Raw genomic sequence first — 14,019 nt, 5'->3', positions numbered from 1 at the left:
CGCGGCTTTCGCGTGGCCTTCCGCGATGGATCGGTGTAGCGCATGGCCATGACCGACCGCCTCACCATCCGCCGCCCCGACGACTGGCACCTGCACCTGCGCGACGGCGCCATGCTCAGGGGCGTCCTGCCCGAAACGGCGCGCCACTTCGCCCGCGCCATCGTCATGCCGAACCTCGTGCCCCCGGTCGTGACTTCGGACGACGCGCGCGCCTACCGCGCGCGCATCCTCGACGCGTTGCCCGAGGGGATGTCCTTCGAACCGCTGATGACGCTCTACCTCACCGAGACGACGGACCCCGACGATCTCGCCGCCGCCCATGCCGAGGGCCTCGTGACGGCGGTGAAACTCTACCCGGCCGGCGCCACCACGAACTCCGCCTCGGGCGTGAGGGACCTGCGCCGCGCGATGCCCGCGCTCGAGAGAATGGCCGAGATCGGCCTGCCGCTCTGCATCCACGGCGAGGTCACGACCCCCGAGGTCGACATCTTCGACCGCGAGCAGGTCTTCCTCGACACCGTGCTCGACCCGCTCCGCCGCGAGCTTCCGGAGCTCAGGGTCACGCTCGAGCACATCACCACCTCCCACGGCATCGACTACGTCATGCACGCGCCCGGCGACATCGCCGGCACGATCACCACCCACCACCTGATGATCAACCGCAACCACATGCTCGTGGGCGGCATCCGTCCGCATTACTACTGCCTGCCCGTGGCCAAGCGCGCGACCCACCAGCAGGCGCTGCGCCGCGCCGCGACCTCGGGCAATCCGCGCCTCTTTCTCGGCACCGACAGCGCGCCGCATGTCGACGCCGCCAAGGAAACCGCCTGCGGCTGCGCGGGCGTGTTCTCGGCCACCAACACCCTCTCGTGCCTCGCCCACGTCTTCGAGGAGGAGGGCGCGCTCGACCGGCTGGAGGGCTTCGCCTCCCTCCATGGCCCCGCGCGCTACGGCCTTGCGCCCAACGAGACGACGATCACGCTCGAGAAACGCGCCGGGCCCGTGGCCTATCCCGCCCGGATCGAGACCGGCGCGGGCCCCGTCACCCTCTTCGACCCCGGCCATCCGCTCCACTGGCACGTCCTCGCCTGAGCCCTTCATCTTTCCCCAAATACGCAAATCCCCACGGCAGCCCATGATCCCCACCTCCTATCCCGACCGCGCCACCATGGCCCGCCTCACCGCCCGGATGCTCCTCGACATCCGCGCCGTGCACTTCGACACCGGGAAGCTCTTCACCCATGCCAGCGGCAAGCAGGCGCCCACCTACATCGACTGCCGCAGGATCATCTCCTACCCGCGGGTGCGGGCCACGATGATGGACTTCCTGTGCTGCACCGTGATGGAGGCCGCGGGCCTCGAGGCCTTCGACAACGTCGCGGGCGGAGAGACCGCAGGCATCCCCTTCGCCGCCTTCGTGGCCGAGCGCATGGGCCTGCCGATGTCCTACGTGCGCAAGAAGCCCAAGGGCTACGGGCGCACCGCGCAGATCGAGGGCGAGATGGCCGAGGGCGACCGGGTGCTTCTGGTGGAGGACCTCACCACCGACGGGGGCTCGAAACTGAAGTTCGTCGACGCGATCCGCGCCGCGGGCGCCACCTGCGGCCATACCGCCGTCGTCTTCTACTACGGCGTCATGCCCGGCACAGAGGAGCGGCTGGCCGAACACGGGCTCGCGCTCCACTACCTCGCGACCTGGGCCGACGTGATCGCCGAGGCGCGGCGCGGCGGCGACTTCGGCGACGACACGCTCGCCGATGTCGAGCGATTCCTCGCCGATCCCGAGGGCTGGCGCGCGGCGCGCGGCCTGTCCTGACCCGCAGCCCCGTCCGAGACGCTTGGCCAGTGGCGAATCCGACACATCGCTGCTAGGTTTTCACCAGATATGGCGTCACGCGCCCGCCACGGCGCATCATCTGGCAGAAAAAAGCACTCACAGGTTACTCACAGCTTTGCCGGATTGACGCGCCCGCAGGCGCAGGCGCTATACCGGCCGGCACACCCTCCGCGTGACGCGGGACGGAGGGACGATCGAGAACGCGAGGGGTGAAAGATGAACGAGCATGTTCCCATGCCGACGGGCCAGGCGTCGTCCGAAACGGACACGTCCGCCATTCCGCACAACATCGAGGCGGAACAGCAGCTTCTGGGCGCAATCCTGTCGTCGAACGACGTGCTCGACCGTGTCGAGGACCTGGTCAAGGCCGACCATTTCTACGATCCGGTGCACCGCGAGATCTTCCAGCTGGCCGCCGCCCGCATCGCCAAGGGCCTCGCCACCGACGCCACGACGCTCAAGAACTTCGCCTCCGACGTGGCGGGCCTGAAGGACCTCGGCGGCTCGGAATACCTCGTCAAGCTCCAACTCTCCGCGATCGCGACCTCGGCTGCGCGCGACTATGCCCAGCTGATCCACGATCTCGCCGTGCGCCGCGCGCTGATCGACCTCGGGGCCTCGATCTCCGACAGGGCGCGCGCGATGCGCGACGACGTCAGTCCCGACGAGCAGATCGTCGCGGCCGAATCCGATCTCTTCAAGCTCGCCTCCACCGGCACGACGAACCGCGGCTTCCGCTCGTTCCTGTCGGCGCTGCACGAGGCGGTGCAGACGGCCAACGCCGCGCACAACCGGCAAGGCAAGCTTGCCGGTCTCTCCACCGGGCTGACGGACATGGACCGGATGCTCGGCGGCCTGCACCCCTCCGACCTCCTGATCCTCGCGGGGCGCCCCTCGATGGGCAAGACGTCGCTGGCCACGAACATCGCCTTCAACGTCGCCAAGGCCTGGAAGGAGGGCCGCCGCGAGGACGGAACCACGGGCACCGTGGACGGGGGCGTCGTGGGCTTCTTCAGCCTCGAGATGTCATCGGCGCAGCTTGCGCAGCGGATCCTGTCGGAAGCGGCCGAGATCCCGTCCGAGCTGATCCGCAAGGGCGACCTGACAGAGGACGAGTTCCGCCGCTACCTGCGCGCGGCGGGCGAGCTGGAACACTGCCCGCTCTACATCGACGACACCCCGGCGCTGCCGATCAGCCAGCTCGCCGCCCGCGCGCGCCGGCTCAAGCGCTCGACCAAGGGCCTCGACCTGCTGATCGTGGACTACCTTCAGCTGCTGCGCCCCGCCACCGCCAAGGACAGCCGCGTGAACGAGGTCTCCGAGATCACGCAGGGCCTCAAGGCCGTGGCCAAGGAGCTCAACATCCCCGTGATCGCGCTGTCGCAGCTTTCGCGTCAGGTCGAAAGCCGCGAGGACAAGCGCCCGCAGCTGAGCGACCTGCGCGAGTCCGGCTCGATCGAGCAGGACGCCGACGTCGTGATGTTCGTGTACCGGGGCGAGTACTACAAGGAGCGCGAGAAGCCCGGCGAGGACAACCTGGAGGCCATGACCAAGTGGCAGCAGGACATGGAGGCGCTGCACGGCAAGGCCGAGGTCATCATCGGCAAGCAGCGCCACGGACCCGTCGGCAATCTCGAGCTCAGCTTCGATGGCCGCTACACGCGGTTCGGCAACCTCGTGAAGCCTTGGCAGCAGGGCGCGCAGGACTACTGAGCGCAGGCCGGGACAAGGCTGCGTCTTGACGCCCGCGCGGAACCCGCCGAGACAGTCGCCATGGGAACGGGAACGCTCCACATCGACCTCGACGCCATCGTCGCCAACTGGCGCGCGCTGGACGCGATGACGTCCTGCGCGACGGCGGCGGTGGTGAAGGCCGACGGCTACGGCCTCGGCGCGGTGCCGGTGGCGCGGGCGCTGGCGGCGGCGGGCGCGCGGCACTTCTTCGTCGCGGTGGCCGAGGAAGGCGCAGCACTGCGCAAGGCGCTCGGCGGGCGGCCGGTCATCAACGTCTTCTCGGGGCACATGGCCGGCGACACCGCGAACCTGCGCGACGCGGGCCTCGTGCCGATGCTCAACAGCCCCGAGCAGTTCGCCCGCCACCGCGAGGCGCTGCCCGAGGCGCCCTACGGCGTGCAGCTCGACACCGGCATGAACCGGCTCGGCATGGAACCGGCGGACTGGGCCGCGCTCCGCGCCGAGGCCGAGGCCGGGCCACTCACCTTGCTCATCAGCCATCTCGCCTGCTCCGACGAGCCCGCCCACCCCGCGAACGCCGCGCAGCTCGCGGCCTTCCGCGAGATGACGGGCGGCGCCACCGTGCCCCGCTCGCTGTCGGCCACGGGCGGCATCCTCCTCGGCCCCGACTACCATTTCGAGATGACGCGCCCGGGCATCGGTCTCTATGGCGGCCTGCCCTTCGCCGATGCCACGCCGGTCGTGCGGCTGTCCCTGCCCGTCATCCAGGTGCGCGACGTGGCGCCAGGGGAAACCGTCGGCTACGGCTGCAGCTTCGCCGCGGCCGCGCCCACGCGCATCGCCACCGTCTCGGCGGGCTACGCCGACGGCCTGATCCGCGCGATGTCGGGCAAGGCGCGCCTCTTCGCGGGCGACGTGGCCTGCCCGCTCGCGGGGCGCGTGTCGATGGACCTTCTGACCGTGGACGTCACCGCGCTCGACGAGGTGCCGGACGCGCTCGACATCCTCTGCCCGGCGCAGGGCGTCGATGCGCTGGCCGAGGCGGCCGGCACCATCGGCTACGAGATCCTGACATCGCTCGGCGCGCGCCATGCACGCCGCTTCGCGAGCGCGTCGTGAACCGCGCCGTGACAGCGACGCGCCCCCTCGCCGTCCTGGGGCGCGCCACGCTCGGCCTTCTCGGCGGGACGGGGCGGGTCGCGCTCTACTTCGCGGCGACGCTCGGCCACCTCCTGCGCCCGCCCTTCTACCCGCGCGAGCTGGCCCACCAGCTGCTGCACATCGGCTGGCTGTCGCTTCCCGTGGTGGGCCTGACCGCGCTTTTCACCGGCGGCGCGCTCGCGCTCCAGATCTACGCGGGCGGGGCGCGCTTCAACGCCGAGGCCGTGGTCCCCTCCATCGTCGCCATCGGCATGACCCGCGAGCTCGGGCCCGTGCTCGGCGGCCTGATGGTGGCGGGCCGCGTCGCCGCCGCGATCGCCGCCGAGATCGGCACGATGAAGGTCACCGAACAGATCGACGCGCTCGTCACCCTGTCGACGGACCCGATGAAGTATCTCACCGTGCCGCGCGTGGTCGCCGCGACCCTCTCGCTGCCGCTGCTGGTCGCGGCCGGCGACAGCATCGGGATCATGGGCGGCTTTCTGGTCGGCACGACGCGCCTCGGCTTCGACCCGGCGGTCTACGTCCAGAACACGGCCGACTATCTCGAGGCATGGGACGTCGCCTCGGGGCTGATCAAGGGGGCGGTCTTCGGCTGCATCGTGGCGGTCATGGGATGCTACCACGGCATGGCCTCCGAGCGCGGCGCGCGCGGCGTGGGGCGCGCCACGACGCGCGCGGTGGTCTCGGCCTCGATCATGATCCTGGCCGCGAACTACCTCCTGACCGAGCTGTTCTTCTCGGCATGATCGGGCTTCGCGGCGTCAGCAAGGCCTTCGGCGCCAACCATGTCCTGCGCGGCGTCGACCTCGACATCGCCACCGGCGAAAGCCTCGTGGTGATCGGCGGTTCGGGCACGGGCAAATCGGTGCTCCTGAAGTGCATCCTCGGCCTCGTGACGCCCGACGCGGGCCGGATCCTGCTCGACGGGCGCGACGTGGCGAAAACCGACCGGGACGCCTTCCTCGCCCGCTTCGGGATGCTCTTCCAGGGCGGCGCGCTGTTCGATTCGATGCCCGTCTGGCAGAACGTGGCCTTCCGGCTCCTGCGCGGACGCGACCGCATGGACCGCGACGAGGCGCGCACCGCCGCCATCGCGAAGCTCGGGCGCGTCGGCCTCGGACCCGACGTCGCCGACCTCTACCCCGCCGAGCTTTCGGGCGGAATGCAGAAGCGCGCGAGCCTTGCGCGCGCCATCGCCGCCGATCCCGACATCATCTTCTTCGACGAGCCCACGACCGGCCTCGACCCGATCATGGCCGGCGTCATCAACGGGCTGATCCGCGAGATCGTGACCGAGATGGGCGCCACCGCCGTGACCATCACCCACGACATGACCTCGGCGCGCGCCATCGCCGACCGCGTGGCGATGCTGCACGCGGGCCGCATCCGCTGGCAAGGCCCCGTCGGCGACATGGACGCCGCCGACGACCCCTACCTGCGCCAGTTCATCACCGGCGCGGCCGAGGGCCCGATCGAGACCGCGCGATGACGCCGGTGACGCCGATCGCGCTCGTCGAGGCCGTCGCCACGCTCCTCTGGACCTACGCGGGCCTCGCCGCCATCGAGTGGATCGCCCGCGCGTCCCGGCTCGACCGGGGCCGCCACGTCCCCGTCTTCGTGGAGCTCGCGGGCCACCTCGTCCCGGCGATGATCACGCTGCTCGTCGTCGTTCTCCTCGGCGCGTTCCTCGGCTTTCCCACGGTCGTCGTCGTCATCGCGATCCTCTTTCCCGCGGGCCTCGCGGTGGGGGTGCACATGGGCCTCAACGACCTGCGCGAGGCGACGTGGCCGGGCGAGGCCGTGCGCTTCGCGCTGACCGCGGCGATCGGCGGGGGCATCGTCTGGATGCGCCAGTTCGGCTGAGCGTCCCCGCTTCGGTCCCTTCATCCTTGCCGGAAACTCTCGGGGGGACGGGCGCGCGCGCCGCGCGCCCGCGGGGGGCGGAAAGCCCCCCGTCGCCGCCGGCCCCTTGCGGCGCACCCGCCCCGAGGGCATGAGGGCCCCCATGCCAGCCAGCCCCGCCGCGCGCCTCGTCTTCGCGCTGAACCTCTCGCTTCTCGTGCTCTTTCCCGTCGCCTGGGCCGCGCCGCTCCTTCGGGCGGGCCTCCTGCCGCTCTTCGGGCTCGAGGAGGTCTCGGTCCTCTCGGGCATCGCCGCGCTCTGGACCGGGGGCGAGCGGCCGCTGGCGGTGCTGGTCGCGCTCTTCGCGCTCGTGGCGCCCATGGCCAAGACGGTGCTGCTCGCGCTCGTGCACCTCTCCCGCGCGCCGGCGCGCCTGCTGCCCACGCTCCAGTGGCTCGGCAAGCTGGCGATGGCCGACGTGTTCCTCGTCGCGGTCTACGTCACGCTCGCCAAGGGTCTGGCGGTGGGCCGGGTCGAGACGGCGTGGGGCCTGTGGCTTTTCACGGGATGCGTGCTCGGCTCGCTCTGGGTCGGGATATGGACGGCCCGCGCCACCCGCACCGCGCCCTAGAAGCTGATCCCGAAGCGCGCCGCCTGTCCGGCGAAAATCGCCGCAGATCCCGCCGATCCCGCCTGAGATGTCGAGTGTCAGTCCGCCCCGGTTCCCGGTCGGGACGCGTCCGGTCCAGCCGCCGTCCAGCAGAAGGTCCGGCACCCGTCGCGTGTCGGCGCTGGTGTCGAGCCCGCTGGCGCGCAGGCCCGCGACGACCTCGCCGCCCGCGATGGCCTGCGACAAGGCCGCGCCCAGCGCAGCCTCGGCGAAGCGGACGTCCTCGGTTCCCGCGCCCGCAGGCCGGCGTTCCCGACAGGAGTGCGGCGAACGAAAGCCGGTTCGGACCCCTGCGCGTGGTGCCCGCATCCTCGTTTCCATTCCTGTCGGGATTCGTCCGCGGGAGCGAACCGATCAAAGTGCAGGCACATGCGGGTGCCCATTTCGCGCCCTTGTGGCCCCACCGCCACATGGGCCGTGCCGCCCGGCCGCCGCCACAACATGATGGCATCCCCCTGCCCTCTCGGTTACACCCCCGGCCATGGCAAAGCCCGTCACCGTCTTCGTCTGTTCCTCCTGCGGCGCGACTCACAAGAAGTGGTCGGGCCGTTGCGATGCATGCGGCGAATGGAACACCATCGCCGAGGAGGCGCCGCTGTCGGCGGGCCCCTCTAAGCAGGGTCTCGGCGCCGCCAAGGGCCGGCGCATCGGCCTGTCCGACCTGCGCACCCCCGAGGCGCCCCCGCCCCGGCGCTCCTCGGGCATGGGAGAGCTCGACCGCGTCCTCGGCGGCGGCCTTGTGCCCGCGTCCGCGACGCTGGTGGGCGGCGATCCCGGCATAGGCAAGTCCACGCTTCTGCTGCAGGCCGCCGCCAGCTTCGCCCGTGGTGGCGCGCGCGTGGTCTACGTCTCGGGCGAGGAGGCGACGGCGCAGGTCCGGCTGCGCGCGACGCGCCTCGGCCTCGACGACTGCGCGGTGAGCCTCGCCGCTGAGACCAACCTGCGCGACATCCTGACGACGCTCGACGCCGAGGCGCCCGACCTCGTGATCATCGACTCGATCCAGACGATGTGGCTCGACACCGTCGACAGCGCGCCGGGATCGGTCTCGCAGGTGCGCGCGGCGGCGCACGAGCTGACGACCTTTGCCAAGCGGCGCGGCGTGGCGGTGATGCTGGTGGGCCACGTCACCAAGGAGGGCCAGATCGCCGGCCCCCGCGTGGTCGAGCACATGGTCGATACCGTGCTCTATTTCGAAGGCGAGCGCGGCCACCAGTTCCGCATCCTGCGCTCGGTCAAGAACCGCTTCGGCCCCGCCGACGAGATCGGCGTCTTCGAGATGACGGGCGCGGGCCTCGCCGAGGTTGCGAACCCCTCGGCGCTGTTCCTGTCCGACCGCGACACGCCCGCGCCGGGGTCGGTGGTCTTCGCGGGGATCGAGGGCACGCGACCCGTGCTGGTGGAGTTCCAGGCCCTCGTGGCGCCCTCGCAGCTGTCGCAGCCGCGCCGCGCGGTGGTGGGCTGGGACGGCGCGCGCCTGTCGATGATCCTCGCCGTGCTCGAGGCGCGGGCGGGCATCAGCTTTCAGGGGCTCGACGTCTATCTCAACGTCGCGGGCGGGATGCGCATCAGCGAGCCCGCCGCCGACCTCGCCGTGGCCGCCGCACTCCTGTCGGCGCGCGAGGACGCGGCGCTGCCTCCCGAGACGGTCGTGTTCGGGGAATTGTCGCTGTCGGGCGCGTTGCGCCCCGTGACGCAGGCGGAAAACCGGCTGAAAGAGGCGCTGAAGCTCGGATTTTCCGCCGCAATCCTGCCAAAAGGATGTAATATCGCCGAAAACGGCGGCGTGGCGGTCCGCACGATGGAGGATCTCCCCCGCTTCGTGGGCGAGGTCTTCGGGGCAGGCTGAGGCAGGCAGAGGCACCCTGCGCGGCCGGCGATGCGGCCGAGACGGAACGGAAAACGAAGAAACGGCAATAATCGAGGGACGCGGGCAGACATGGACGGCTTCACCATCTTCGACGGAATCGTCGCGGGCATCATACTGGTGTCGGCGGTGCTGGCGTATTCGCGGGGCTTCGTGCGCGAGGTGATGTCGATCCTCGGCTGGGTGGCGGCCGCCGTGCTGGCCTTCGTCTTCGCGCCCCGCGCGCTGCCGCTGATGAACGAGATCCCCTACCTCGGCGATTTCATCGGCGATTCCTGCGAGCTTGGCGTCATGGCCTCCTTCGCGGCGGTCTTCGTGGTGGCGCTCGTGGTCATCTCGCTGTTCACGCCGGTCTTTTCCTCGGCGATCCAGCGCTCGTCGGTGGGCAGCGTCGATGCGGGGCTGGGTTTCCTCTTCGGGGTCGCGCGCGGCGTGCTCCTGGTTCTCGTGGTGCTGATCGCCTACGAGCGCGTCGCCGGCGACGAGCCCATCCCCGAGATCGCGGAAAGCCGTTCGGCGATGGTCTTCGCCGAGGCGCAGCTGGCGATCGAGGACCGGATGCCGCAGGACGCGCCCGGCTGGCTGATGGACCGCTACGACCAGCTCACCGGCACCTGCGCCGCCGAGTGAGGCCGAACACCGACGCTGCAACGCGACAAAGCATGACATCGGCGTGACAGGGCGGGTGACACCGCCCCCCCGCTGCCCTATGTCATGCGCGAAGGGCCCGTCGGGAATCGGGGTCTTCTCCACCTGCCAGGGGACCCGCCGGATGCGCGACGACCATCTTCCCTACCCACATCCCTTCGATCCGCTCGATGGCGACAAGCTGCGCGAGGAATGCGGCGTGTTCGGCGTCGTGGGCGTCGCGGATGCCGCCAACTTCGTGGCGCTCGGCCTTCACGCGCTTCAGCACCGCGGGCAGGAGGCGGGCGGCATCGTCGCCCATCATCCCGAGCATGGGTTCAACTCGGCCCACCGCTTCGGCTACGTCCGCGACACCTTCACCTCGCAGTCGGTGATGGAGACGCTGCCGGGCGAGCTGGCGATCGGCCACGTCCGCTATTCCACCGCGGGCAGCAAGGGCAGCACCGCGATCCGCGACGTGCAGCCCTTCTTCGGCGAGTTCGCAATGGGCGGCGCCGCGATCGCGCACAACGGCAACATCGTGAACGCGGACGCGCTCCGCCGCGAGCTGATCGAGCGCGGCTCGATCTTCCAGTCCTCCTCGGACAGCGAATGCATCATCCACCTCATGGCGCGCTCGCTGCAGCGCACCATCCCCGAACGCATGAAGGACGCGCTGCGGCGGGTCGAAGGCGCCTTCTCGATTGTCGCCATGACGCGCACCAAGCTGATCGGCGTTCGCGACCCGCTCGGCGTGCGTCCGCTGGTGCTGGGCCGCGTCGGCGAAGGCTACGTCCTGTCCTCGGAGACCTGCGCGCTCGACATCATCGGCGCGGACTTCCTGCGCGAGATCGAACCAGGCGAGATGGTCGTCATCAGCGGCGGCAAGCTTGAAAGCTTCCGCCCCTTCGAACAGAAACGCTCGCGCTTCTGCATCTTCGAGCATGTCTATTTCTCGCGCCCCGACAGCATCATCGGCGGGCGCTCGGTCTACGAGACGCGGCGCCAGATCGGCGTGGAACTGGCCCGCGAGGCGCCGGCGGACGCCGACCTCGTCTGCCCCGTGCCCGACTCGGGCACCCCGGCGGCCATCGGATTTTCCCACGAAAGCGGCATCCCCTACGGCATGGGGATCATCCGCAACCAGTATGTCGGCCGCACCTTCATCGAGCCGACCGAGCAGATCCGCAACATGGGCGTGCGCCTGAAGCTGAACGTGAACCGCGCGCTGATCGCGGGCAAGCGCGTGGTCCTGGTGGACGACAGCGTGGTGCGTGGGACGACCTCTCTCAAGATCAAGCAGATGATCCTCGATGCGGGCGCGGCCGAGGTGCATTTCCGCATCGCCTCGCCGCCGACGGCATGGCCGTGCTTCTACGGCGTGGACACGCCCGAGCGCGACAAGCTCCTGGCCGCCGGCATGTCCGAGGAGGAGATGCGCCGCCACCTCGGCGTGGCCTCGCTGCGGTTCGTCTCGCTCGACGGGCTCTACCGCGCGGTGGGCGAGGCCAAGGGCCGCAACAGGTCCTGCCCGCAATACTGCGACGCCTGCTTCTCGGGCGACTACCCGGTGCGGCCCGTGGACATGGTCGCCAAGGGCTTCGAGCTGCCCGAAACGGCCGAGCCCGCGGAATAGTCCTTCTGCCGGGACGCGACCGGACCGCAGCCCAAGGAAACACACGGACAAACGAAAGACGCCGTCCCGAGGGACGGCGTTTCGCTTTTCAGGCGGTGGGACGTGCGGTCACGCGCGGCGCAGCGCACGCCACGCGCCGGTGACGACCAGCGCCGCGATCACGGCCTTCACCACGTCGCCGAGCAGGAACGGGGCCGCGAAGGCCTGCCACGTCTGCGCCAGCGAGAGGCCCGCCCAGCCGGCCTCGACGCCAAGAAGCCCCGCCACGGCGAGCGGCCATGCAAGACCCGGAAGATAGAGGGCGGCCGATGCGGCGAGCGCCACGAGCGACGTGCCGACCACGCCGCGCGCCAGCCCGCGCTCGGCCGCGGCCCCCGCGATCCAGGCCATGCCCACGAAGCCGACAAGGAAGCCCCCGGTCGGGCCCATCATGTAGAGCACGCCCGCGCCGCCGTTGGAGAACACCGGCAGGCCCATCGCGCCCTCGGCGAGGTAGGCCAGCACGGCCGCCGCGCCAAGCCGCGAGCCGAGCGCGAAGCCCACCACCAGGATCGCCAGCGTCTGCAGCGTGAGCGGCACGGGCCAGAACGGCACCGAGACCTGCGCGGCGAGCGCGATCAGGGCGCTGCCCGCAAGCGCAAGGCCGGCCTTCCGGGCAAGGCCCATGTCTCCGTATGTCGCGGCGAGAAGTGTTTGGTCGCGGCCCATGGGCGCCCTCCGATGCAGTGAATTCACTCGTCGTCCCGGTATTCCCGCGGGCGGTGCCAAAGTCAAGCGAGCGGCCCGCCGCGGGCACGCAGGCGCCGCGCGCCGGCCCTTGCAAAGCGGCGCGCGACGCGGCATGACGCGCCCGATGGACAAGCCCCTTCAAGATCGTGTCGCGCTGGTGACCGGCGCCTCCCGCGGCCTCGGCGCCGCCTGCGCCGAATGGCTCGCCGGGCAAGGCGCGCATGTCGTCGCCGTCGCGCGGACCGTCGGCGCGCTGGAAGAGGTCGACGACCGCATCCAGGCCGCGGGCGGCCACGCGACGCTCGCCCCGATCGACCTGACCGACGATGCCGCCATCGCCCATCTCTGCCGCTCGATCCACGACCGCTGGGGCCGCGCGGACATCTGGGTGCACGCCGCGGTCCACGTCACCGCCCTGACGCCCGCGCCGCACGTCACCGCCAAGGATCTCGACCGGAACATCGCCACGAACATCCGGATGACCGCGCGCCTGATCGCGATGGTCGATCCGCTCATCGCGCCCTCCGACATGGCGACGGCGGTCTTCTTCGACGACGACTGGGACGAGAAATACGCGGGCGCCTACGCGATGTCGAAGGCCGCGCAACGGGCGCTCGTGCGTTGCTGGCAGGCCGAGACCGCACGACATGCGCCCGACGTGCACCTTCTGCGCCCCGCGCCGATGCCCACGGCCACACGCGCGCGCTTCTACCCCGGCGAGGACAAGACGGCGCTCGCGCATCCGCGCGAGGAGGCCGCGCGCCTGCTCGGCCCGATCTTCGCCTGAGCCGCGGAAGCCGGCCCGGAGGGCGCGCGCACGTCGGGCCGGGTCATTGCGTATTTTTGGAAAGATGAAGGACGAAGGCGCGGCCGGGGCGTGACCCGCCCCGGCGCGCAGGTTCAGGCCGTCCCGTCCTCCGCCGCGCCGACCTCGAGCTCGTCCGCCAGCGCCTCGGCACGCGCCGCAAGCTCGGCCAGCCCGTCCGTCACGCTGTCGGGAAGCTCGGTGCGGGGCCCGGCCTCCTGCAGCTCGGCGATGCGGCGCGCGCGGTCGGCGAGGCGTTCCTCCGCCGAGCGCAGGCCCTTTTCCTGCGCCGCGATGCGTGCCTTGAGGTCCTTCACGTCGTCCTCGAGCGCCGCTGTCTTGTCGGCGAGCATCAGCCCCGCCATCAGCAGCATCCGGTCCGACGTCATGCGGCCGATCTGGCCGAGGATCACCGTGGCCTCGGTGTCGAGCATCCGGGCCGCGGCGCGCAGGTAGGTTTCCTCGCCCTCCTGGCAGGCGACGGTGTAGCTGCGTCCGCCGATGTCGATCTGAACCTCAGGCATGTCCCGCCTCCACGCTGTCCGCGGGACCGGCCGGCCCCTGACCGGAGGCAGCCGCCAGTTCCGTCACGATCCGGTCGAGTTCGGCCGCCTCGGAGCGGCGCGCCTCGGTCAGGGCCGCGACCTGCGCCTGCAGCCCGCGGTTGACGGCCTCGGCATCGCCGCCGGCCGCAGCGGCGGCGCGAAGCTCGTCCATCATGCCCGACATCCCGTCCACGACCGCCTGCATCCGCCGCAACTCGGCGCGCAGTTCGGCGATGCGCGGCTCGGGGTCGTCCCTGGAGGCGGCGGAAAGCTCGTCGGCCGCGTCCTGCGCGGCATCGCGCGCCTCCATCGCGGCGTCGCGCTCCTCGCGGGCGCGCTCCACGCGGCGCTTGAGGATCGCGTTCTCGCGCTCAAGTTCCTCGGCCCGCCCGGCCTCGCCGGAGATTTCGGCAGCCGCCGCCTCGAGGTCGGCCACCCGTGCGTCCAGCGCCTCGCGCGCGGCCTTCGCCTCGGACAGCTCCGCCGCACGCGCGGCGAGCGTTTCCTCCAGCTCGGCCATGCGCGCGACGTCGCGGCCGGCGCCGGCCTCGGCGGCCGCGTTCGCCTCGGACAGCCTGCCTTCCGCGGCGGCCAGCGCCTCC

Annotated in this window: 14 protein-coding genes and 1 pseudogene; 12 read left to right on the top strand and 3 right to left on the bottom strand. The window is 71.1% G+C overall.

Going from position 1 to position 14,019, the window contains the following annotated elements; translation table 11 throughout:
• Window positions 1-48: 48 nt before the first annotated feature.
• The 11 genes from pyrC to purF all read left to right on the top strand — a co-directional run bounded on the left by pyrC (window position 49) and on the right by purF (window position 11,338).
• Window positions 49-1,092: a dihydroorotase gene (pyrC, locus tag P6F26_RS16375; protein WP_278029810.1), complete on the top strand. Its 1,044-nt coding sequence runs from the start codon at window positions 49-51 to the stop codon at window positions 1,090-1,092.
• A gap of 43 nt (window positions 1,093-1,135) precedes the next feature.
• Window positions 1,136-1,816 (top strand): orotate phosphoribosyltransferase, encoded by a 681-nt coding sequence (locus P6F26_RS16370; protein WP_278029777.1) that lies wholly within the window; start codon window positions 1,136-1,138, stop codon window positions 1,814-1,816.
• Window positions 1,817-2,053: 237 nt separating this feature from the next.
• Complete coding sequence (locus P6F26_RS16365; protein ID WP_278029776.1) at window positions 2,054-3,550, top strand: replicative DNA helicase; 1,497 nt, start codon at window positions 2,054-2,056, stop codon at window positions 3,548-3,550.
• A 60-nt stretch (window positions 3,551-3,610) separates the two neighbouring features.
• Complete coding sequence (gene alr / locus P6F26_RS16360; protein WP_278029774.1) at window positions 3,611-4,651, top strand: alanine racemase; 1,041 nt, start codon at window positions 3,611-3,613, stop codon at window positions 4,649-4,651.
• A gap of 8 nt (window positions 4,652-4,659) precedes the next feature.
• Window positions 4,660-5,442: an MlaE family ABC transporter permease gene (locus tag P6F26_RS16355; protein ID WP_278029773.1), complete on the top strand. Its 783-nt coding sequence runs from the start codon at window positions 4,660-4,662 to the stop codon at window positions 5,440-5,442.
• Window positions 5,439-6,185, top strand: coding sequence for an ABC transporter ATP-binding protein (locus P6F26_RS16350; protein WP_278029772.1), 747 nt, complete (start codon window positions 5,439-5,441; stop codon window positions 6,183-6,185). Before P6F26_RS16355 ends, P6F26_RS16350 begins: the two co-directional genes overlap by 4 nt.
• Window positions 6,182-6,559 carry a hypothetical protein gene (locus P6F26_RS16345; RefSeq protein WP_278029771.1) on the top strand — a complete coding sequence of 126 codons (378 nt, stop codon included), beginning with the start codon at window positions 6,182-6,184 and terminating at the stop codon, window positions 6,557-6,559. Before P6F26_RS16350 ends, P6F26_RS16345 begins: the two co-directional genes overlap by 4 nt.
• A gap of 142 nt (window positions 6,560-6,701) precedes the next feature.
• Window positions 6,702-7,169, top strand: coding sequence for a paraquat-inducible protein A (locus P6F26_RS16340; protein ID WP_278029770.1), 468 nt, complete (start codon window positions 6,702-6,704; stop codon window positions 7,167-7,169).
• Window positions 7,170-7,689: 520 nt separating this feature from the next.
• Window positions 7,690-9,057 (top strand): DNA repair protein RadA, encoded by a 1,368-nt coding sequence (gene radA, locus P6F26_RS16335; RefSeq protein WP_278029769.1) that lies wholly within the window; start codon window positions 7,690-7,692, stop codon window positions 9,055-9,057.
• Between the two features lie 90 nt (window positions 9,058-9,147).
• On the top strand, window positions 9,148-9,705 hold the full coding sequence (locus P6F26_RS16330) for a CvpA family protein (RefSeq protein WP_278029768.1): 558 nt from the start codon (window positions 9,148-9,150) through the stop codon (window positions 9,703-9,705).
• Between the two features lie 142 nt (window positions 9,706-9,847).
• Window positions 9,848-11,338, top strand: coding sequence for an amidophosphoribosyltransferase (purF, locus tag P6F26_RS16325; protein ID WP_278029767.1), 1,491 nt, complete (start codon window positions 9,848-9,850; stop codon window positions 11,336-11,338).
• Window positions 11,339-11,446: 108 nt separating this feature from the next.
• Here purF and P6F26_RS16320 read toward each other — a convergent pair whose 3' ends face one another.
• Window positions 11,447-12,046, bottom strand: coding sequence for a biotin transporter BioY (locus P6F26_RS16320; protein WP_278029766.1), 600 nt, complete (start codon window positions 12,044-12,046; stop codon window positions 11,447-11,449).
• 145 nt (window positions 12,047-12,191) lie between these two features.
• On the opposite strand from P6F26_RS16320, the gene P6F26_RS16315 reads away from it, so the two are divergent.
• Window positions 12,192-12,854 carry an SDR family NAD(P)-dependent oxidoreductase gene (locus P6F26_RS16315; RefSeq protein WP_278029765.1) on the top strand — a complete coding sequence of 221 codons (663 nt, stop codon included), beginning with the start codon at window positions 12,192-12,194 and terminating at the stop codon, window positions 12,852-12,854.
• Window positions 12,855-12,967: 113 nt separating this feature from the next.
• On the opposite strand, the gene P6F26_RS16310 is transcribed toward P6F26_RS16315, so the two are convergent.
• Together P6F26_RS16310 and P6F26_RS16305 are read right to left on the bottom strand one after the other, a co-directional pair.
• Window positions 12,968-13,396, bottom strand: a complete 429-nt coding sequence (locus P6F26_RS16310) for a cell division protein ZapA (RefSeq protein ID WP_278029764.1) — start codon at window positions 13,394-13,396, stop codon at window positions 12,968-12,970.
• Window positions 13,389-14,019 (bottom strand): annotated as a pseudogene (locus tag P6F26_RS16305) (hypothetical protein); the annotation flags it as partial. The pseudogene P6F26_RS16305 and the gene P6F26_RS16310, both read right to left, overlap by 8 nt.

The sequence above is a fragment of the Roseicyclus salinarum genome (assembly GCF_029624655.1).
GTDB lineage: Bacteria > Pseudomonadota > Alphaproteobacteria > Rhodobacterales > Rhodobacteraceae > Roseibacterium > Roseibacterium salinarum.
The sequence above is the reverse complement of the archived record's forward strand: the minus strand, read 5'-3'. Positions and strand labels throughout refer to the sequence as shown.

Coding starts and splice junctions, on each gene's coding strand:
- pyrC (WP_278029810.1), top strand. CDS start 49: ATGACCGACCGCCTCACCATCCGCCGCCCCGACGACTGGCACCTGCAC.
- P6F26_RS16370 (WP_278029777.1), top strand. CDS start 1,136: ATGATCCCCACCTCCTATCCCGACCGCGCCACCATGGCCCGCCTCACC.
- P6F26_RS16365 (WP_278029776.1), top strand. CDS start 2,054: ATGAACGAGCATGTTCCCATGCCGACGGGCCAGGCGTCGTCCGAAACG.
- alr (WP_278029774.1), top strand. CDS start 3,611: ATGGGAACGGGAACGCTCCACATCGACCTCGACGCCATCGTCGCCAAC.
- P6F26_RS16350 (WP_278029772.1), top strand. CDS start 5,439: ATGATCGGGCTTCGCGGCGTCAGCAAGGCCTTCGGCGCCAACCATGTC.
- P6F26_RS16345 (WP_278029771.1), top strand. CDS start 6,182: ATGACGCCGGTGACGCCGATCGCGCTCGTCGAGGCCGTCGCCACGCTC.
- P6F26_RS16340 (WP_278029770.1), top strand. CDS start 6,702: ATGCCAGCCAGCCCCGCCGCGCGCCTCGTCTTCGCGCTGAACCTCTCG.
- radA (WP_278029769.1), top strand. CDS start 7,690: ATGGCAAAGCCCGTCACCGTCTTCGTCTGTTCCTCCTGCGGCGCGACT.
- P6F26_RS16330 (WP_278029768.1), top strand. CDS start 9,148: ATGGACGGCTTCACCATCTTCGACGGAATCGTCGCGGGCATCATACTG.
- purF (WP_278029767.1), top strand. CDS start 9,848: ATGCGCGACGACCATCTTCCCTACCCACATCCCTTCGATCCGCTCGAT.
- P6F26_RS16320 (WP_278029766.1), bottom strand. CDS start 12,046: ATGGGCCGCGACCAAACACTTCTCGCCGCGACATACGGAGACATGGGC.
- P6F26_RS16315 (WP_278029765.1), top strand. CDS start 12,192: ATGGACAAGCCCCTTCAAGATCGTGTCGCGCTGGTGACCGGCGCCTCC.
- P6F26_RS16310 (WP_278029764.1), bottom strand. CDS start 13,396: ATGCCTGAGGTTCAGATCGACATCGGCGGACGCAGCTACACCGTCGCC.